The following is an 18872-nucleotide window of genomic DNA, read 5'->3' on the forward strand; positions in this document are numbered from 1 at the left end:
GGGGTGAAAGCCGATCCTGGACGGGGTACCGGTCACGTTTCGCCCCCCACGGGTTCCATCGGGCGCGCCTGGACGGGCACGCCGTTGCTGACGAGGTCCTTGCCGGACACGATGACCTGCTCCGTGCCGTCCAGCCCCTTGGTGATCTCGATGCGGTTGCCGGACCGGACGCCGGTCTCGACGTTCACCTGCTGCGCCTTGCCCTCCCGGACGACGTAGACGTACTGGTGCTCCTCCAGCCGGGTCAGCGCGTCGATCGGGATCTGGACGGCGTTGGCGTGTCGGCCCACGACCACCTCGACCCGGGCGAACATCCCGCCCTTGAGCAGGTGGTCCGGGTTCGGCAGGTCCACCTCGATCGTCATGCTCCGGGTCGCCGGGTTCAGCGCTTGCAGGATGCGCGTCACCTGTCCGACGAACACGCGGTCCGGATAGGCCTCGGCCCGGACCTCGGCCCGCTGGCCGACCTTCACGAGCGGGACGTCCTTCTCGACCACGTCCAGCATGATGCGCACCGGCTCGATCTCGTGCAGCGTGAGGATGCCGCGCGCGGTCGTGGAGGTGCTGGCCGTCGTGCTCGTCACGTAGGCGCCGGGGTCCAGGTTGCGCTCGGCGATGTAGCCGGCGAAGGGCGCGCGGATGTAGGAATAGGCCAGGTTCGTCTCGGCCTGCTGGAGCGCGACCGCGAGCTGGTTGACCTGCGCCCGGAGCGACTCGAGCTGGGCGGCGGCCATGTCGAAGTTGACCTGCGCCGTGTCCAGGTCCTGCTGCGAGACGAACTGATCCTTGATCAGCGCGCGCATCCGGTCCAGCGTGAGCTTGGCGTTGCGGACCGTGGCCTCCTGGCGCAGCACGTCCGCCCGCGCCGCCGCCAGGTTGGCCTTGGCGCGGTTGACCGCGTGCACGTACTCGGTGTGGTCGATCTCCACGAGGAGCTGGCCGGGCTTCACGAAGTCGCCCCGGTCCACGTGAAGCTTGGCGATGTAGCCGTCCACCCGCGAAAAGAGGTTGACCTGCCGGTAGGGCAGGATGTCGGCGGTGAAGGGCAGCCGGACCTCCAGGTCCGCCCGGATCGGCGCGGTCACGCCCACGGTGATCACCCGGCCCTTGCGCGGGTCGCTCTTGGCCCCGCTGCTCGTCAGCCGGAAGACGACGAGGCCGGCCAGGACCAGGAGGAGGATCACGACGACCGTGAGCCCCGGATATTGCCTCAGGCGGTTCATGCGGTCACGCCGGCTCGGCGGCCGCGACGACGGGGCGCCGTGCGCAGCCCCTCCAGGAAGAGTCCGACGTAGGTCGAGACGCTGTCCTCGGGCGGGCGGTGGGCCGGCACTCGGAAGATCTCGTGCAGCAGCCGGTGGTGCGCCAGCATGCCGATGAAGGCGCGGGCCGCCAGCAGGGGGTCCACGCGGCGGAAGGCGCCCTCGCGCGTGCGCCGCGCGATGTAGCCGGCCAGGTAGTCGTAGAAGACCCGGTGCTGGTTGCGGAAGAACATGTCCGACAGCTCGTGGCCCTCCAGCGCGCTGAAGAGCAGCAGCCTAAGCAGCGTCGGGTCCGCGTCCCGCCGGATGCGGGAGGCGGCGATCAGGCGGAAGACCCGCTGGTCGTCGCGCTTCTTCGCCGCCTCGTCCACGAGGGCGATGAGCTGGGACATGGGCGCCTTCTCCGCGAGGATCGCGGCGTAGAGCGCGCGCTTGGTCGGGAAATACTTGAAGAGCAGGGCCTCGCTGATGCCGACCGCGCGGGCGATCTCCCGCGTGGTGGTGCCGCTGAAGCCCTTCTGGGCGAACCGCGCCGCCGCGGCCTCGATGATCCCGGCCTGACGCTCCTGCCGCGACGCGCGGGTCTGGATGGGCGGCCTCCGTGGCGTCATGTCCGATCGGGTAAGTGAGTAATTACTAACCATAATGCTAGCACGGCCGGCGGGCAGGGAACAAGGGGGATGGGCGGGGGCCCTGTCACAGTGGGGAGGGGCCGGCCCTGTCTCGGCCGGGGGCAGCCTCGGCCGGCGCCGGGCTGTGGCATCTCGCACTGTCCACCGGAGGGCCCTGTCGCTTTTCTCCTCAGCCGGCGGTCCGGCCTCTGCCGGGCTCGTGCGCAACCCCGCGGAGCCTCGCGGGATTCGGCCGATGCGCCATCCCGGCGCGTGGCATGGTCCTGGCAGACTCCCCCACGGTGGCATGGGGGGACGACGATGGTTGCGCGACGCCTTTGCCTTGGCCTGCTGCTCTTGTGGCTGACCACGGCCGCGATTGCCGCGTGGGTTTTGGTCAACGGATGGACCGCGCCGGGGCGCGACGGCAGGACGGAGGTCCGCCTGGCGCCGGCCGAGCGGGCCCTCGTTCTCGGCGAGATGCGGCAACTGTTGAAGGCCCTGCACGGCGTGGTGACGGGGTTGGGGGAGCCGGAGTCGGACCGGCGGCAGGCCGAGCAGGCGGCGCGGGCGGCCGGAATGGGGATGGCCGCGGACGTGGAGCCGGCCCTGATGGCGAAGCTGCCCCTGGCCTTCAAGCAGATGGGGATGTCGGTCCATCGGGATTTCGACGGCCTGGCCGACGGGATCGCGGCGGGGGAGTCGGAGGGCGAGATCCTGCGGCGCCTGGCGAGCATCACGGCCCGATGCACGACCTGCCATGACCTGTACCAACTGCCCTCGCCCGGAGGGGCGCCATGACGCTCACCGTGACCTATCGGGGCGGGACGAGGTTCGACGTGACCGGCGGCGGGCACACGGTGGTCGCCGACCAGCCGCGTGAGGAGGGCGGGACGGACGCGGGGATGAGCCCGGTCGAGCTGTTCGTCGGCTCGCTAGCCGCCTGCGTCGGCTACTTCGTGTCGCGGTTCTGCGCGCGACACGGGATTCCGGCCGAAGGGCTGGCGATCGACGTGGAGTGGTCCACGGCCGAGCGGCCGCACCGGGTGGGCGCCGTCGCGCTCCGACTCCGGCTGCCCGCGGCCGTCACGCCGGAGCAGGAGGCACGGCTCCTGAAGGTGGCCCACGGCTGCACGGTCCACCAGTCGCTGCTCGTGCCGCCGACGGTGGATATCACCCTTGAGGCGTCGCAGGCCGACGCCCCACCGGCAACCGGCAGCGTCGTCCGGGCCGGCTGACCGGCGGGGAGGGGGAGAAGAAAGGAGCGAACGATGGAGGAGCGGGCGCTCAGCGAGTATTTCGAGCAGGACCACGGGCGGCTGGATTCGCTGTTCCGGTCGTATCAGGCGCTCAAGCGCAGCGACTTCCCGAAGGCCAAGGAGGCCTTCAAGCAGTTTAGGTTCGGCCTCCAGCGGCACATCGTCTGGGAGGAGGAGCTGCTGTTCCCCGTCTGGGAGCAGAAGACCGGCCTGGCCGAGGGCGGCCCGACGTCGGTGATGCGCATGGAGCATCGCCAGATCGGCCGGTGGCTGGAGGCCATCCACGACAGGGTGCGGGCGCAGGACCTGGAGAGCGACGAGGCGGAGGAGCGGCTGATCGCGGTCCTCGAGTCCCACAACAGGAAGGAGGAGCGCATCCTCTATCCGGCCATCGATCAGGCGCTGGACGAGGAGGAGCGGGCCTCGATCTACACGGCCATGCTGGAGATGCCGAGGGAGCGCTACGAGGTCTGCTGCGGCGGGCACGAGGCCGGGGCCTGAGCCCGGCCCGCGAGGAGGGCGGCTACTTGCGGATCGCCGCCCAGGCCTTCTGGTAGTCCTCGAAGGAGTCCACTTCCATCCAGCCCTTGTAGATGGGCACGCAGGCGACCTCCTGGCCGGCGGCGATGAGGTCCTGCAGGAGGTCGGTGAGGGCGGCCTTGGCAAGACTGGGCGCCTCGTGCAGCGGCCGGTCGGCGCCCCGCTCGACGGCGCGCTTATAGGCCCGGACGAGCGCTTCGGTGCCCCGCTCGGAGGTCATGGCCAGGCCGACGAACTCGCCGTGCGCGTGCGCCGGGTCGAGGGTCTGGCCGATCCGGAGCACACGGCTCGGCTCCTCCGGCGTGACGTAGCGGTAGCCGACGCCGGGGGGGTTCTCCAAGACTACGAGGTCCCGCCGACCCGCGGGCTGGCTGGGGCCCCGCTCGCGCTGGTCGCTCCAGGCCAGGTCCACGACGAGCGTGATGTCGGCGGGGCTCTTGAGCAGCTTCTGCAGCACCGCCTCGTCGTAGATGATGTCGCCGTAGGACAGGATGCAACGCCCCGTCAGCTCCCGCTCGGCGCAGAACAGCGAATAGAGCTCGCCCGTCTCCTCGAACCGATCGTTGTCGTAATAACGGATGTTCGGCAGTGCGATGGCGTCCTTGCGGTAGCCGCGCACGAGCACGATGTCCTTGATCCCGCAGTCGTTCAGCGCGGCCACCTGGCGCTCGAGGATGGACTTGCCCTTGATGTCGAGCAGGCACTTGGGCTTGTCCTGGATCAGGGGCAGCAGGTGTTTCTCGAACCCCGCCGCCGCGATCACCGCGGTGATCTTCTCGGCGCCCACGGGCAGGAACCGGCGCTCGTCCTCCTCCATCTGGGGCACGCCGACCAGGTCGTACACCTCGTCGAGCCGGACGATGCGGTCGTTCGCCGCGCCGGGGCGGGTGTCCTTCTTGATCAGCTCCAGCGCGTCGCGCATGCCCTTGATGGCGGCCCGCACCGCCTGGTTGGCGTAGATCACGACCTTGAAGCCGGCCTCTTCCAGCTCCGCGGCGGTGACCCCGTCGAAGATCGTGGGCACGACGACCAGCGGGACGCGGCCCGACCACGCCCGCGCGACCTGCCGCAGCTCGTCGAAGGTCTTGGACTTGGAATGGATCAGCACCGCGTCGGCCCCTGCCCGCGCGTAGGCCTCGGCGCGCTTGAGCGCCTCCTCCTGGCCCCAGCCGGCGATCAGCGCCTCGGTCCGCGCGATGACCATGAAGTCGGGGACGGTCTGCGCGGCCTTGGCCGCCTGGATCTTGCCGCAATGCTCCTCGATGGGGATCAGCTCCCGGCGGACGCCGGCGTAGAAGCTGCACCGCTTGGGGTAGACGTTGTCCTCGATGCAGATCGCAGCGACGCCCGCCCGCTCGCGGTCGTTGACCGTCCGTTTCACGTTGAGCGCGTTGCCGTAGCCCGTGTCGCAGTCGGCGATGACCGGGATGCCGACGGCCTCGGCGATGTTCCGCTCGACCTCGAGCTGCTCGGAGGAGGTGACGAAGCTCGCGTCGGGGACGCACTTCAAGGAGGCGGAGATGCCGAAGCCGCTGGCCCAGACGCCGTCGAAACCCGCGCGCTCGATCAGCTTGGCGCTGAGCGCGTCGTGGGCGCCGACGACCTTGACGAGGCCGGGACGGCTGAACAGGCTCCTGAGCTTGGTCGCCTGATGCATGGGGCGCCACTATAACGAAGGAGACGCGGCCCTTGTCAATGGAATTGTTCCGGCAACGGCGGTGCGGGTCCGCCGCGGCCGGGCGCGCTCACTGGCAGCCGACGCTCTCGATGAACGCGGGGGCCAGGATGCGGCTTTCGATGAAGAGCAGGCCGCGCTCCCCTCCGCGCTGGTAGAGGAGGGTGACCTCGGTGTCGGGGCCGCGCCAGGTGAGCTGCTGCTCCTCGCCGCCGGCGAGCTGGCCGGGCGTCAGGTCGAGCGGGCCGAACTGCCCCTGGAGATAGGCCAGGATTCGCCGGTGCGTCTGTGCGCCTTGGTACCGGATGGTCACGCGCGCGAACTTGCCCTGGATCGTGGAGAAGCGCAGGGTCGCGACCGGGATCTCGCCCAGCTTCGCCGTTCCGTCCGCCGGCTCGTACTCCCGAATCTTGTCGCCGGCCGACACTTCGCGCAGGTCCTGCCGTTCCGCGAGGGGTGTGCCCCAGGGGATGCCCTGAAAGCCCTTGGGGTCGTTGACCATCCCGACGGCCGCGGCGAGCGCGGGCGCGAGGAGGCAGGCGGCGAGGGCCGGCGCCGCCGGGGCGAGACGCCGCCGCCGCGGCGCGACGGAAGCGATCTCCGGGAGCGAAGGAGGGGCCATCCAGGCCTCCCTTACATCTACATCCGAGGAGCGGTCAGAGCCGGACCGGCTGCGGGGACCCGCCCCGCCGCGTTCCGTGATGCGCCATCGGCAGCCGGTCGTTGAACCGGCCGGCGAGCTGGCGGCTCTCGATGAAAAGGTAGCCGCGCTCGTCGCTCCCTTCGTAGGTCAGGTTGACCTCGGTGTCCGCGCCGCGCCAGTTGAACTGCTGGTTGAGCCCGCGGACCATCGAACCCTGCGTCCGGTCCGCCGGTCCGAAGGTGGCCTGGAGGTAGGCCATGACCCGGTCGTGGGTGGCCTGGCCGCGATAGCGGATCGTGACGCGGGCGAAGCGGCCGTCGATCGTCGAAAAACGCATCGAGTCCACGCGGGCTTCACCCAGGGGCGGCGGCCCCTTCGCCAGCTCATATTCCATGATCGGCTCGGCGGAGGCGACGAGGGTGAAGTCCGAGCGGCCGGCGAGCGGCGTACCCCAGGGGATGCCGTTGAACCCCTGCGGGTCCTTCTCGATGTCCGCCGCGCCCAGGGGCGCCGGCCCCGACGGGCCGGCCGAGGAAGCGACGATGACCAAGAAGAAGACGACCGTGCAGATTCGCAGGCATCGCTCGCGCATGGCCGGAGTTCCGGAAGGATCGGCGGAACCCTACCACGATCGACCGATGAAGGCAACGGGCGCCGGACCGGACGATCGGGCGGGTCGTCGCCCAACCGCGCGGCCGGGCTCGCTTGAGAATCCCCGACCGCTCCGCTATAATCCGCGCCGGTTTTGCGGCCGGCGCTGCGGGAGGCCCGGCCGCCGTCGTTTTGAGGACCGCCGCGCGCCCATGATCGACAGCGACCAGTTCGTCCAGGCCCTCCAGGACATCGGCTTCGACTTCTTCACCGGCGTGCCCGACTCGATCCTCGGCGGGATCATCGAGACGCTGATCGAGCGCCGCCTCTACACGCCGGCGGTCCGGGAGGACGAGGCGGTGGCGATGGCGGCCGGCGCCTACATGGCCGGCCGGGTGCCGGCCGTCCTGATGCAGAACTCCGGGCTCGGCACCTCGCTGAACACGCTGATCTCGCTCAACCTGATCTACCGGCAGCCCTGCCTGCTGATCGTCTCCTGGCGGGGCTTCCAGGGCCAGGATGCCCCGGAGCACCTCGTCATGGGCCAGGCCATGCCCCAGCTCCTGGACACGATGAAGATTCCGCACCGCACGTTCTCGGCGGCGACCGCCGCCGCCGACCTTAAGTGGGTGGCGGAGACCTTCATGAAGACGCGCATTCCCCATGCCCTGCTCATCAAGAAGGGCGTCGTCAAGGGCCTCCACCCGTGAGCCTCGGACCGGAACAGGGCACGATGCAGAGCCGCGCGCAGGCCATCGCCGCGGTGCTGGGCCTGCTCACGGACCAGCCGGTGATCATCTGCAACGGCTTCCCCTCGCGGGAGGCCTGCCGCATCGCCGACCGGCCGACCCACTTCTACATGATCGGCTCGATGGGCGTGGCCGCGGCCATCGGGCTCGGCGTGGCCCTGGCGAAGCCGGAGAAGACGGTCGTGGTCCTGGACGGGGACGGCAACGTGCTGATGGGCATGGGGACGCTGGCGACGGTCGCCGCGCTCAAGCCGAAGAACTTCATCCACGTCGTCCTGGACAACGAGGTCTACGGGAGCACCGGCAATCAGCCGACCTATTCGCGCGTGATCCGGCTGGAGCAGGTGGCGAAGGCCGCGGGCTACGTGAACGTCGAGCGGGTCCGCGAGCGGGAGGACCTGGTCTACGAGATGACGCAGATGCTCAAGAAGGACGGCCCCAGCTTCCTCCTCGTCAAGGTCACCGAGCTGGTCGAGGACGTGGACCGGGTGCCGCACGACCCGCCGGTCATCACGCAGCGCTTCAAAGAGGCGATCAACAGGGCGTGAAACGTAAGCGGAAGGCGTGAAGGGTGAGGCCCGAGGGGGGCGGCCCCGCGATCGCTTCACGTAAGCCGAAGGCGAGCATGATTCTTCTGAACCCCGGCCCCGTCAACGTCTCCGAGCGGGTGCGCAAGGCGCTCCTGCGCCCGGACATCTGCCACCGGGAGTCGGAGTTCGCCGAGCTGCTCCAGCGGATCAGGCAGAAGCTGCTGACCGCCTTCGTGCCGGGGGCGGAGCACGAGTACGCGGCGATCGTGCTCGCCGGCTCCGGCACGGCGGCGGTCGAAGCGGCCATGCTCTGCGCGGTGCCGGTGGGCAAGCGCGGCCTGGTGATCAACAACGGCGTCTACGGCGAGCGCATGTCCGCGATCTGGGGCGTGCACCGGCTCGGCGTGTCCGAGCTCAAGTACGACTGGACCGTCAGGCCCGACCCGGAGCGGCTGCGGCTGGCGCTGCGGCAGCATCCCGAGGTGCACGCCGTCGCCATGGTCCACCACGAGACGACCACCGGCCTCATCAACCCCGCCAAGGAGATCGCGGAGGTCGTGGACGGCCAGAACCGGGTCTTCATCCTCGACTCGGTGAGCGGCCTGGCGGGCGAGGCGGTGGACCTGGCCGGCCCGCACGTCTACATGGTCGCCGGCACCGCGGGCAAGTGCATCCAGGCCTTCCCCGGCGTGTCCTTCGTGCTGGTGCGGCGCGGCTTCATGGAGCGGATGAAAGGCTACCCGAAGCGGTCCTGGTACCTGCACCTGCCCCACTATTACGAGAGCGAGGAACGGGGCGTGATCCCCTTCACCCCGCCCGTCCAGCTCTGCTACGCCCTCGAGGAGGCGCTGGACGAGCTGCTGGAGGAGGGCGTCGCCAACCGCATCCAGCGGTACCAGAGGGCCTCGGCCTTCCTCCGCCGGGGACTGGCGGCCCTGGGCTTGAAGCCCGTGCTCCCACCGGAGCTTCAGTCCAACACGATCACGACCTATCACCTGCCGGCGGGCCTGTCCTACCAGACCCTCCACGACCGGCTCAAGGAGCGGGGCTACGTCATCTACGCGGGCCAGGGCCCGCTCGAGGCCCGGGTGTTCCGGGTGGCCAACATGGGGGCGTTGACCCAGGCGGACCTGGAGGGCTTCGTCGCCGCGGTGAAGCAGGTCCTGGAGGCCTCGCCGGTCCACGGATGAAGGCGATCCACCCATGAAGGCCGTCATCCTGGCCGCGGGCGTCGGCAAGCGTCTCTGGCCGGTGACGCAGCACCGGCCCAAGTGCCTGATCGAGGTCGGCGGGCGCACCCTGCTCGCCCGGTACCTGGACGCGCTCGCCGCGGTGGGCATCAAGCGGGCGACGCTGGTCGTCGGCTACAAGCAGGACATGATCCGCGAAGCCGTGGCCCGCGCGGCGGCGGGCGTCGAGGCCCGGTACCTGACGAACGAGCAGTTCCAGCGCGGCAGTATCACGTCCCTGTGGCTTGCCCGGAGCGAGTTCGACGACGACGTGCTCATCATGGACGCGGACGTCCTGTTCCACCGGATGATCCTCCGGCGGCTGGTCGAGTCGCCCAGGCCCACGGCCCTGCTGCTCGACGAGACGGTGACGCAGCGTACCGAGGAGTGCATGGCGGCCGTCCGGGGCGGCCGCGTCGTGGCGCTCAGCAAGCGGATGCCGGCGCAGTACGACCTCGCGGGCGAGGGCGTCGGGTTCCTGAAGGTGAGCCGGCGCGACACGGGCGCGCTCGTGGAATCGCTGGAGGCCCACGTCGGGCGCGGCAACCTGGACATGGAGTACGAGGACGCGCTCGACGGGTTCTTCTCCGCCGTCCCCGTCGGCTACGAACGGATCGGCGGGCTGCCCTGGATCGAGATCGACTTTCCCGAGGACGTGGCGCGCGCGGAGCGGGAGATCCTCCCGAAGCTCGACGCATGACGGACGGCATCCTGCACGAGGGGGTCGCGGAGTCGGAGGGGCTGGACACGGCCGTGGTGCTCACCGCGGGGGGGCGGGACGCCGCCGGGCCGGGGCCGTTGACGCTGGTGGGCGGCCTCACGCTCTTCCAGCGGACCCTGCTCACGCTCCAGCGCGGCGGGATCGGCCAGGCGCTGGTGCTCGCCGGCCCGGAGGAGGCGGCGCTCAAGCGGCTGGTCCGCGGCGATCCGCGGATGACGATCGCGGTCCGCTGGCTGCCGGTGCGGGAGTTTCCGCCCGAGGATCCCCAGACGTGGGAGGCCGCGCTCGGGGACGTCCGAGGCTACTGCCTGCTCGTCGGCGCCCAGACCCTCTTCTCCCGCGAGCTGGTGGAGCGCCTGCGCCGCGAGGTCCGGGAGTCGCCCGCCGCGCTCCTGATCTGCCGTCCGGAAGAGCGCGGGCCCGCGCGGCCCGCCGCCGGAAACCGGGATGAAGCCCGCGCCGACCTCATGGTCGTCCGGGGCAGCCTCCTCGGCGCGGCGCGGACGGGCGGGCGGGACGCCGCGGCGACCGCGAGCTGGTCCGGCGGGCGGGGCGTCGGGGCCGAGGCCCTGCCGCCGGCCCGGTCGGGATGGCTGGCCGCGATGATCGACCGCGCCGCCGCGGAGGGCGGGCTCCGCACCCTTTCCCTGCCGCCGGATTCGCCGTGCTGGCTCCAGCCGGTGCGCGGGCCGGCGGAGGCCGGGCGCGCGGAGCGCCGGCTCCTCACCGCGCTCGCGTCCCCCTTCGAAGGCTTCGTGGACCGCTATTTCAACCGGCGGTTCTCCGCGCCGCTCACCCGGCTGTTCCTGCGGATCGGGCTGCCGGCCAACGCGGTCACGGTCCTGGCGACGCTGATCGGGCTGCTCGCGGCCACGGTGATCGCGCGGGGCAGCTACATGGCCGGGATCGTCGGGGCCCTGCTCTTCCAGCTCGCAGCGGTGGTGGATTGCTGCGACGGGGAGATCGCCCGACTGACCTTCACGGAATCCAAGCTCGGCGAGCGGCTCGACCTCTGGGGCGACAACCTCGTCCACGTCGCCGTCTTCGCGGGCGTCGCCTGGGCGGTGGCCCGCTCGCCGTCGAGTCTGTTGCCGGCCGGCCTGTCCCTCGCGTGCGGCGCCGCGGCCGTCGCGGGGACGCTCCTGTCCCTCTGGCTGGTGATCCGCGCCCACGCGCTCCGCGAGCGCGGCCGGTTCGCCACGGCCGCGACCGCCGCCCGCGTGGACGGCTTCCTCCGGACCACGGCGAGCCGCGATTTTTCCGTCACCGTCCTGGGCTTCGCCCTGGTCGGCCGGCTCGACCTCTTCATCCTCTTCGCGGCGATCGGCGCCAACCTCTTCTGGATCACCCTGGGCTGGGTGACCCGGCCGTCCAAAGTCCTTCGTGGTTAGAGCCGCCCTCTTCCTCTTCGGGCTCGCGGTGCTCCTGGGGCTGGTCTGGCACATCGGGCCGGCCCGCATCGCCGACGCCGCCTCGATGCTCGGCCCCGCGGCGCTGCTGGTCATGCTGATCCCCTCGCTGCTCATGTACCTGGCCGAGGCGCAGGGCTGGCGGTGGACGCTCGGGCGCCACGCGCGGCAAGTCTCCTTCGGCCGTCTCCTGGCCGTCCGCACGGCCGGCGAGGTGATCAACATGACGACGCCCGCCGCCTACGTCGGCGGCGAGCCGCTCAAAGCCTATCTGCTCAAGCGGGACGGCATCGCGATGGTGGACGGCCTGGCCTCGGTCGTCACGGCCAAGACGACGCTCACGATCGCGCAGGTCGCCTTCATCCTCCTGAGCGTCTTCCTGGCCTTCTGGGCGCTGGGGCTGGCGGAGCCGACCGCGCCCCCCGCGGCGGTCGTCGCGGCGGTCGTGGCCGCGGCGGGGCTCCTGGCCTTTTTGATCGCCGTCCTGGTCCTCATCCGGCGCTGGGGGCTGTTCATGGCCCTGTTGAACGGCCTGCGTCGCCTTGGCGTCAGGATCGCGGCGCTGGAGCGGCGGGAGGAGCGGCTCAAGGAGCTGGACCGTACGATCCTGACGTTCTACACCGAGGACCGGCGCGGCTTTTACCGCTCGACCGGCGTGTCCTTCCTCGCCTGGCTGTCCGAGGCGCTGGAGGTCTACGTGATCCTCTGGCTGCTCGGCGGGACGCCCTCGGTCGTCGCGGCGATCTCCGTCGCCGGACTGTCCGTCTTCATCAAGGGCGGGACCTTCTTCATCCCCGGGAGCCTCGGCACGCAGGACGGCGGAAACCTGCTCCTGCTCGTCGCCTTCGGCTACAGCGAGGTGACGGGTATCACCTTCGCGCTGCTCCGGCGGGTCCGCGAGCTGGTTTGGATCGCCATCGGGCTCCTCTGCCTGGCCGCGCTCGGCGGCCGTCCGGCCGAGCCGGCGGCGCGCTGACGGCCCCTCGTCGGCCGTTTACAGGCCTGCCGCCGCTTGTTAGGATGGGCGGCCATGACCCTCGCCGCGAACATCCTCTGGGCGCTCGTTGCCGCGCTCTGCGCCGTCGCCTTCGGGTTCGTCGCCGGCCTCCTCAACCCCGGCGAGCGGGTGAACGGCCTCTGGCTGGTCGTCGCCGCCGCCTGCTTCTACGTCCTCGCGCTCCGCTTCTACGGGCGGTTCCTGGCCGGACCGGTCCTCGCGCTCGACGACAAGTGGGTGACGCCGGCCCATCGGCTCCGCGACGGCACCAATTTCTATCCCACGAACCCGTACGTCCTCTTCGGCCACCATTTCGCCGCGATCGCAGGGGCCGGCCCGCTGCTGGGGCCGGTGCTGGCGGCGCAGTTCGGCTACCTGCCGGGGTTCCTCTGGCTGGTGATCGGCGCGGTGCTGGCCGGGGCGGTGCAGGATTTCATCATCCTCGTCGCCTCGATGCGGCGCAACGGCCGGTCGCTGCCGGAGATCGCGCGGGATGAGCTGGGGCCCGTGACCGGCACGGCCACGGCGGTCTCGGTCCTGTTCATCGTGATCGTCGCGCTGGCCGGGCTGGGGCTCGCGGTCGTCAACGCGCTGCACCGGAACGCCTGGGGCACGGTGACGATCGCGCTGACGATCCCCGTCGGGCTCCTGATGGGGGTCTATCTGGAGAAGCTCCGGCCGGGGCGGGTCGGCGAGGTGTCCGCGCTCGGCGTTGCGCTGCTGCTCGTCTCGGTCTGGGTGGGGCGCGTCGTGGCGCAGTCGCCGCTTGCGCCCTGGTTCGAGCTGGAGCGGGAGGCGCTCGTCTGGCTCCTGGCGGGCTACGGCTTCCTCGCCTCGGTCCTGCCCGGCTGGCTCCTGCTGGTCCCGCGTGGGTATCTCTCGACCTTCATGAAACTGGGCGTCGTCGTGCTGCTCGGGCTCGGGGTGATCCTGATGGCGCCGACGATCGAGATGCCGCGCGTCACGGCCTTCGTCCACGGCGGCGGGCCGATCATCCCCGGCACCCTCTTTCCCTTCCTCTTCGTGACGATCGCCTGCGGCGCGATCTCGGGGTTCCATTCGCTCGTGTCCTCGGGGACGACGCCCAAGATGATCGAGCGGGAGTCCCACGCGCGGGTCGGCTACGGCGCGATGCTGCTGGAGAGCTTCGTCGGCGTGATGGCGCTGATCGCCGCGTCCGTGCTCGCGCCCGGCGACTACCTGGCGATCAACACGACGCTGTCCGCCGAGACGCTGGCGACGATGGGCTTCCCGGTGCAGCGCCTCGCGGAGCTGTCGGCGCTCGTCGAGACGGACGTGGCCGGGCGGCCGGGCGGCGCCGTGTCCCTGGCCGTGGGCATGGCGTCCATCTTCGCCGCCCTGCCGGGCATGGCGGGCTTGATGGCCTACTGGTACCAGTTCGCGCTCCTGTTCGAGGCCCTGTTCATCCTGACGACCATCGATACGGGCACGCGCGTCGCGCGGTACCTGCTGCAGGAGATGGGCGGGCGGGTCTACGCCCCGCTGCGGCGGTTCGCCTGGTGGCCGGGCGTCATCGCGAGCAGCGCGCTGGTCGTCGGCGGCTGGGCCTATTTGATCGGGACCGGGAGCATCTCGACGATCTGGCCGATGTTCGGCGCGGCCAACCAGTTGCTCGGGACGCTCGCCCTCTGCGTCGGGACGACGGTGCTCATCAAGATGGGCAAGCCCCGGTTCCTCTGGCTCACGGCCGCGCCGATGCTGTTCGTCGGGACGATCACGCTGACCGGCTGCTACGAGATGTTCCGGCTGTTTCTGGAGCAGGCCGCGGCCGCCGGGGATGGGGCCGTCGCGCTCTACCTGGACGCGGCGCTGGTGTCCGTGGTCGCGGTCCTGGCGCTCGTCGTGCTGGCGGACGGCGTCCGGCAGTGGTACGGCTACCTTGTCCGCGGACAGCCCTGGACGAGCAGCGAGGTGCTCATCATGGCCGGCGGCTCCTCGCCCGCCGGCGCCCGCCCGAGCGCGGCGGCCGGCGATTCGTTCACGGTCGGCGGTTGCTGCTGAGGAAGTGTCGGCCGTCGGCGTTCAGCCTGGTCACTTCGGTGAGGGGTCGTCACCCCGGCGGATGCCAGGGCCCAGTCCGTCACCCCGGCGGACGCCGGGGCCCAGTCCGAGTCGTGTCGGCCGGACCTGGATGCTGGCTTGCGCCGGCCTGACGTGCTCTGGCCGGGGAGTGGTACTGTTCGGGGTGACGGTCTTGCCGAAAGCCGACGGCTGACCGCTGACAGCATCATTGAAGGAGAAGGTCATGGCCGATCAGAGTTCGTTCGACATCGTGTCCAAGGTGGATATGCAGGAGGTCAAGAACGCGATCGAGCAGGCCACGAAGGAGATCCGGCAGCGGTTCGACTTCAAGGGCTCACAGACCGAGCTGACGCTCAAGGAGAAGGAGCGGGAGATGGTCGTTCTCTCGGACGACGAGTACAAGCTCAACGCGGTGCTCGAGATCCTCAAGGCCAAGCTCGTCAAGCGGAACGTCTCGCTCAAGGCCCTCACCTACGGCAAGGTGGAGGAGGCCCTGGGCGGCACGGTGCGGCAGGTCGTCGCGATCCAGAGCGGCATCCCGGACGAGAAGGCCAAGGCGATCGCCAAGGCGATCCGGGACGGCAGGTTCAAGGCCCAGGCCCAGATTCAGGGCGACCAGCTCCGGGTGCAGAGCAAGAGCCGGGACGAGCTGCAGGCCGTGATCGCGTTCCTGAAGTCGAAGGACTTCGGCCTCGACCTGCAGTTCACCAACTACCGGTAGCCCCCAGCGGACGAGCAGGGGAGTGTTGGTGAGGAGTGTTGAGTTCATGGTGAGACCAGAAACTTCTCACTCGAGACTCGCGGCTCCGCACGCGCTCCCGGTCGCCGCGTGGCTGGCGATCGGGACGCTGCTGGTCGCGCTGGCGGCCGCCGGCTGCCAGCGCAGCGACGCGATCGTCGTCATCCAGCTCCACCCCGCCAACCCCGACATCCTCTACGTCGCGACCAACGACTACATCTACAAGACGCGGGATGGGGGCCGGACCTGGGAGAACCTCTCGCGGGGCATGACGCATTCGCGCGTGATCGCCATGGCCGTGGACCCGGCCTACCCCGCCACCGTCTACGCGGGCACGAAGGGCGACGCGGTCTTCAAGAGCTACGACGGCGGGCACCGCTGGGTGTCGTTGCGGCGCGGGCTCGACGACGCGACGATCAGCTCGGTCGTCAACCAGTTCCTTTTCGACCCGGCGGACAACACCCATCTCTTCGCGGCCACGACCATGGGCGTCTTCGAGTCCACCAACGGCGGCGAGTCCTGGCAGAAGAAGATGGAGGGGATGAAGGAGGTCCTGATGGTCGTCACGCTCGCCATGGACCCCACGCGGCCGCGGATTCTGTACGCGGGGACCAGCGGTGGCGTGTACAAGACGGTCAACGGGGCGGGCACATGGGAGAAGGTGAACAACGGCCTCGTGCCGCCGGAGATCATCAAGTCCTCCCGCGCGCTCGGCGTGACCGCGATGCAGGTGGATCCCTTCGCGCCGGACACGGTGTACGCCGCCACGCTCGACGGTCTCTACAAGACGACCGACGGGGCGAAGTCCTGGACGCGGATCGCCCGGGCGCTGCCCGACCAGATGATCAGCGCGATGGTGCTCGACCGGTCGGCCCGCGACACGATCTACGTCGCGAGCCGCGAGGGGGTGCACAAGAGCGGGGACGGCGGCGCGTCCTGGCGGGCGCTCACCAGGGGCCTGACCACGCTCAACATCCGCTCGCTCGCCCAGAGCCCGACCGACCCCCGGGTCTGGTACGTGGGCACGAACGGGAGCGGCCTCTACCGGAGCGGGGACGGCGGCGAGACCTGGGAGCCCATGCCGCCGGTCAAAGAGAAGTGAGGAGTGTTGAGTCGCGGGACATCCGGACACTCAACACGCAACACCGGCTTCATCCTGGGTCACCGGCTGTTCAGGCTGGAGTCGCCGATGGCGGGGCCAGCGCGCGAGGGGAGGGTGCTGCGGCCGGTCGGGCCCTCCTCCGTGCCGGCTTCGAAGCCGACGCTCGGCCGGAGGGTCGTGCTCTGGGTGGCCGTCCCCTGGCGTGTGGGCAGGGTCGTGTCCTGGGTGTCCAGGCCCTTGCGGGCGTTCAAGCCCGCCTTCTGGTCGCTGGCGGGAGAGCCGACCTCGCCGATGTCCGCGCCGAATGCGTTGGGCAGCGTCGTGCTCTCGATCGTGGTGCCGACCCGGCTGGGCAGGGTCGACGCCGGAGGCCCCTGCGTCCGGTCCGGAGAGCTCAGGTCGGTGCCGGTCGGGGCCGATCGCGGCGGAGCCGCCGGCCGAAATTCCTCCTTCAGTCGGTGTTCCTCCTGCTGAATGCGACGGCGCTCACGGCCCTCCTTCTCGTAGTCCAGCCGCCCCAGCCGGTCCTGGGATTCCTCCAGTGTCCGCCAGTCGGCCCGCAGCTTGCGGAGGGTGTCCCGCGCGGTCGCGACCGGCCGGACGATCTGGCTGACCGTGAAGCCGCGCTGACTGGTGCCCATGTTGAGGAAGCCGACCGCTTCCATGGACCGCAATAGGTGGACGGCCTCGTCCTCAAGGTCCTCCAGCTCGGCGAGGAACCCGGGGTTGTCGGCGCAGCAGTCCAGGAACCGGCGGTACCGGTCGAGGAACTTCCCCGTTTCGGCCTGAATGTCCTGGATCCTGACCGGTTCCTTCTCCGGGGCCGGCTTGCCGGGGGCGCGGCTCTTCTCCTTGAAGCTCTTCTCCTCCTTCCCGACCAGCGGGGCGCAGCCGGGCTCGGGATTGGCCGAGTACTGGCGGTCTGGGGTGCGGTTCGGGCACCAGTAGGGCGGGGCCGGGGGGTTCAGCGGATTCTTGGGGTCGAACTCCGCGGCGCGGCCGGGCGCGAGCCAGACCGCGCCGCCGATGGCGGCGGCGAGGCCGACGATTCCCGCGGTGCCGAGGCCCCCGGCGGACATGCGGTCATTCTGCCCGCCGTGACTCGACATGTCAATCAACGGACGCCGGCCGTGAGGTCGGACGGCCGTGCTTAGGCCGCGACCGAGGCTCCCTTGCATTGCCGGCGGCGGATCGGCTAGGCTGGCCGCGTCGGTCGTCGAGCCCGCCCGGAATCAGGCATGCCGCCCGTCGTCTACATCGAGGAGATCGCCCGCCATGCCGGCGAGGAGGTGACGATCCGCGGCTGGCTGCGGCACCGGCGCGCCGGCGGCAAGATCCAGTTCCTCGTCGTGCGGGACGGGACGGGCGACCTCCAGGCCGTCGTCAGCAAGGCTGCGGTCGGGGAGGAGGCCTTCGCCCGGGCCGCGCAGCTCACGCAGGAGTCGTCCCTGGTCCTGACCGGTCGCGCCCGCTGGGAGGCCCGTGCACCGGGCGGCTACGAGCTCGACGTCGCGACGATCCGCGTACTCCAGATCGCCGAGCCCTTTCCGATCCAGCCCAAGGAGCACGGCGTCGGCTTCCTGATGGAGCACCGGCACCTCTGGCTTCGCTCCGGCCGCCAGCACGCGATCCTCCGCATCCGGCACGAGGTCATCCGCGCCTGCCGCGATTTCTTCGACGAGCGGGGCTTCGTGCTGGTGGACGCGCCGATCTTCACGCCCAACGCCTGCGAGGGCACGACCACCCTGTTCCAGACCCAGTACTTCGACGAGACGGCCTACCTGACGCAGAGCGGCCAGCTCTACAGCGAGGCCACGGCGGCGGCCTTCGGCAAGGTCTACTGCTTCGGCCCGACCTTCCGGGCGGAGAAGTCCAAGACGCGGCGGCATCTGATGGAGTTCTGGATGGTGGAGCCGGAGGTCGCCTTCGCCGAGCTGGAGGACGTGATGGCGCTGGCCGAGCAGTTCCTGTGTCATATCGTCGGGCGGGTGCTGGAGGCGCGGCGCGCGGAGCTGGCGGTGCTGGAGCGGGACGTGACCAAGCTGGAGCGTGTCGTCCCGCCCTTTCCCCGCGTCACCTACGAGGAGGCGGTGGCGCTGCTGCGCCGCCGGGGGAACCCCATGCAACCGGGCGACGACTTCGGCGGCGACGAGGAAACGCTGCTCTCGAACCAGTTCGACCGGCCGGTCATCGTGCACCGCTATCCCACGGCCGTCAAGGCCTTCTACATGCAGAGCGACCCGGAGCGGCCGGACCTGGCGCTCTGCATGGACGTGCTGGCCCCCGAGGGCTACGGCGAGATCATCGGCGGCGGCCAGCGCATGCACGAGCACGACCGGCTGCTCGCGCGCATCCGCGAGCACAAGCTGCCCGAGGAGGCCTTCCGCTGGTACCTGGACCTCCGCCGGTACGGCTCCGTGCCCCACGCGGGCTTCGGCATGGGGATCGAGCGGGCCGTGGCCTGGATCTGCGGGCTGGACCACGTGCGAGAAACCATCCCCTTCCCGCGCATGTTGTACCGGCTCTACCCGTAACCGTTCGCCCCACGCGACGTCCCTGATCGGCGGGGTCGCGACCATGCCCCATCCCCGACAGCGTCCTTCTCTCGGCTGTCCCCGAAGCGCGGGCCACCGCCCACGCCGCCGGACCGGACAGCGGGCCCGCCGCTCGACCCACAGGGCGAAAGTCGTCCTAAATTTGCACGGGGCCAGAAGATTTTTGTTGACATGCCGCGCGGAGACTGTATACTCCTGCACAAAAGTGGGAAAAAGT

19 protein-coding genes are annotated in these 18872 nt (G+C 70.4%); 13 read left to right on the forward strand and 6 right to left on the reverse strand.

The window, feature by feature from the left end:
- Positions 1-32: 32 nt before the first annotated feature.
- Positions 33-1223: an efflux RND transporter periplasmic adaptor subunit gene (locus tag AC1U7O_RS04770; RefSeq protein WP_479893434.1), complete on the reverse strand. Its 1191-nt coding sequence runs from the start codon at positions 1221-1223 to the stop codon at positions 33-35.
- Positions 1220-1873, reverse strand: a complete 654-nt coding sequence (locus tag AC1U7O_RS04775; RefSeq protein ID WP_479893435.1) for a TetR/AcrR family transcriptional regulator — start codon at positions 1871-1873, stop codon at positions 1220-1222. The genes AC1U7O_RS04770 and AC1U7O_RS04775 overlap by 4 nt, the downstream gene beginning before the upstream one ends.
- A 321-nt stretch (positions 1874-2194) precedes the next feature.
- Here AC1U7O_RS04775 and AC1U7O_RS04780 point away from each other — a divergent pair, with 321 nt between their 5' ends.
- Genes AC1U7O_RS04780 through AC1U7O_RS04790 form a run of 3 tightly spaced genes read left to right on the forward strand, consistent with a single transcriptional unit; the run spans position 2195 to position 3633 of the window.
- The gene (locus AC1U7O_RS04780) at positions 2195-2674 is read left to right on the forward strand and encodes a hypothetical protein (RefSeq protein ID WP_479893436.1); all 480 of its coding nucleotides are present in this window, start codon (positions 2195-2197) and stop codon (positions 2672-2674) included.
- A complete protein-coding gene (locus AC1U7O_RS04785; RefSeq protein WP_479893437.1) occupies positions 2671-3111 on the forward strand; it encodes an OsmC family protein in 441 nt (146 codons plus the stop codon). The genes AC1U7O_RS04780 and AC1U7O_RS04785 overlap by 4 nt, the downstream gene beginning before the upstream one ends.
- Positions 3112-3144: 33 nt before the next feature.
- Positions 3145-3633 (forward strand): hemerythrin domain-containing protein, encoded by a 489-nt coding sequence (locus tag AC1U7O_RS04790; protein WP_479893438.1) that lies wholly within the window; start codon positions 3145-3147, stop codon positions 3631-3633.
- A gap of 22 nt (positions 3634-3655) precedes the next feature.
- On the opposite strand, the gene AC1U7O_RS04795 is transcribed toward AC1U7O_RS04790, so the two are convergent.
- The 3 genes from AC1U7O_RS04795 to AC1U7O_RS04805 all read right to left on the reverse strand — a co-directional run bounded on the left by AC1U7O_RS04795 (position 3656) and on the right by AC1U7O_RS04805 (position 6582).
- Entirely contained in the window at positions 3656-5329 is a 1674-nt protein-coding gene (locus tag AC1U7O_RS04795; RefSeq protein WP_479893439.1) for an isocitrate lyase/phosphoenolpyruvate mutase family protein, read from the reverse strand.
- Between the two features lie 88 nt (positions 5330-5417).
- Positions 5418-5969: a hypothetical protein gene (locus AC1U7O_RS04800; protein WP_479893440.1), complete on the reverse strand. Its 552-nt coding sequence runs from the start codon at positions 5967-5969 to the stop codon at positions 5418-5420.
- Positions 5970-6003: 34 nt separating this feature from the next.
- Positions 6004-6582 (reverse strand): hypothetical protein, encoded by a 579-nt coding sequence (locus tag AC1U7O_RS04805; protein WP_479893441.1) that lies wholly within the window; start codon positions 6580-6582, stop codon positions 6004-6006.
- Between the two features lie 211 nt (positions 6583-6793).
- Here AC1U7O_RS04805 and AC1U7O_RS04810 point away from each other — a divergent pair, with 211 nt between their 5' ends.
- The 9 genes from AC1U7O_RS04810 (at position 6794) to AC1U7O_RS04850 (ending at position 16100) form a co-directional block, all read left to right on the forward strand.
- A complete protein-coding gene (locus tag AC1U7O_RS04810) occupies positions 6794-7291 on the forward strand; it encodes a thiamine pyrophosphate-binding protein (protein ID WP_479893442.1) in 498 nt (165 codons plus the stop codon).
- A complete protein-coding gene (locus AC1U7O_RS04815) occupies positions 7288-7878 on the forward strand; it encodes a thiamine pyrophosphate-dependent enzyme (protein WP_479893443.1) in 591 nt (196 codons plus the stop codon). Before AC1U7O_RS04810 ends, AC1U7O_RS04815 begins: the two co-directional genes overlap by 4 nt.
- A 77-nt stretch (positions 7879-7955) precedes the next feature.
- Entirely contained in the window at positions 7956-9050 is a 1095-nt protein-coding gene (locus tag AC1U7O_RS04820) for a pyridoxal-phosphate-dependent aminotransferase family protein (protein ID WP_479893444.1), read from the forward strand.
- Positions 9051-9063: 13 nt separating this feature from the next.
- Positions 9064-9789, forward strand: coding sequence for a phosphocholine cytidylyltransferase family protein (locus tag AC1U7O_RS04825; RefSeq protein ID WP_479893445.1), 726 nt, complete (start codon positions 9064-9066; stop codon positions 9787-9789).
- Positions 9786-11201, forward strand: coding sequence for a CDP-alcohol phosphatidyltransferase family protein (locus tag AC1U7O_RS04830; protein ID WP_479893446.1), 1416 nt, complete (start codon positions 9786-9788; stop codon positions 11199-11201). Before AC1U7O_RS04825 ends, AC1U7O_RS04830 begins: the two co-directional genes overlap by 4 nt.
- Positions 11194-12195: a lysylphosphatidylglycerol synthase transmembrane domain-containing protein gene (locus AC1U7O_RS04835; RefSeq protein ID WP_479893447.1), complete on the forward strand. Its 1002-nt coding sequence runs from the start codon at positions 11194-11196 to the stop codon at positions 12193-12195. The genes AC1U7O_RS04830 and AC1U7O_RS04835 overlap by 8 nt, the downstream gene beginning before the upstream one ends.
- Before the next feature lie 54 nt (positions 12196-12249).
- Positions 12250-14238: a carbon starvation CstA family protein gene (locus AC1U7O_RS04840; RefSeq protein WP_479893448.1), complete on the forward strand. Its 1989-nt coding sequence runs from the start codon at positions 12250-12252 to the stop codon at positions 14236-14238.
- Positions 14239-14482: 244 nt separating this feature from the next.
- Positions 14483-14980: a YajQ family cyclic di-GMP-binding protein gene (locus AC1U7O_RS04845; protein WP_479893449.1), complete on the forward strand. Its 498-nt coding sequence runs from the start codon at positions 14483-14485 to the stop codon at positions 14978-14980.
- A gap of 46 nt (positions 14981-15026) precedes the next feature.
- Positions 15027-16100 (forward strand): WD40/YVTN/BNR-like repeat-containing protein, encoded by a 1074-nt coding sequence (locus AC1U7O_RS04850; protein ID WP_479893450.1) that lies wholly within the window; start codon positions 15027-15029, stop codon positions 16098-16100.
- A gap of 59 nt (positions 16101-16159) precedes the next feature.
- Here AC1U7O_RS04850 and AC1U7O_RS04855 read toward each other — a convergent pair whose 3' ends face one another.
- Positions 16160-17179: a hypothetical protein gene (locus AC1U7O_RS04855; RefSeq protein ID WP_479893451.1), complete on the reverse strand. Its 1020-nt coding sequence runs from the start codon at positions 17177-17179 to the stop codon at positions 16160-16162.
- Between the two features lie 159 nt (positions 17180-17338).
- Here AC1U7O_RS04855 and asnS point away from each other — a divergent pair, with 159 nt between their 5' ends.
- Complete coding sequence (gene asnS, locus AC1U7O_RS04860; protein ID WP_479893452.1) at positions 17339-18634, forward strand: asparagine--tRNA ligase; 1296 nt, start codon at positions 17339-17341, stop codon at positions 18632-18634.
- Positions 18635-18872: the final 238 nt, after the last annotated feature.

This window comes from Candidatus Nitrospira neuquenensis (genome assembly GCF_979578155.1).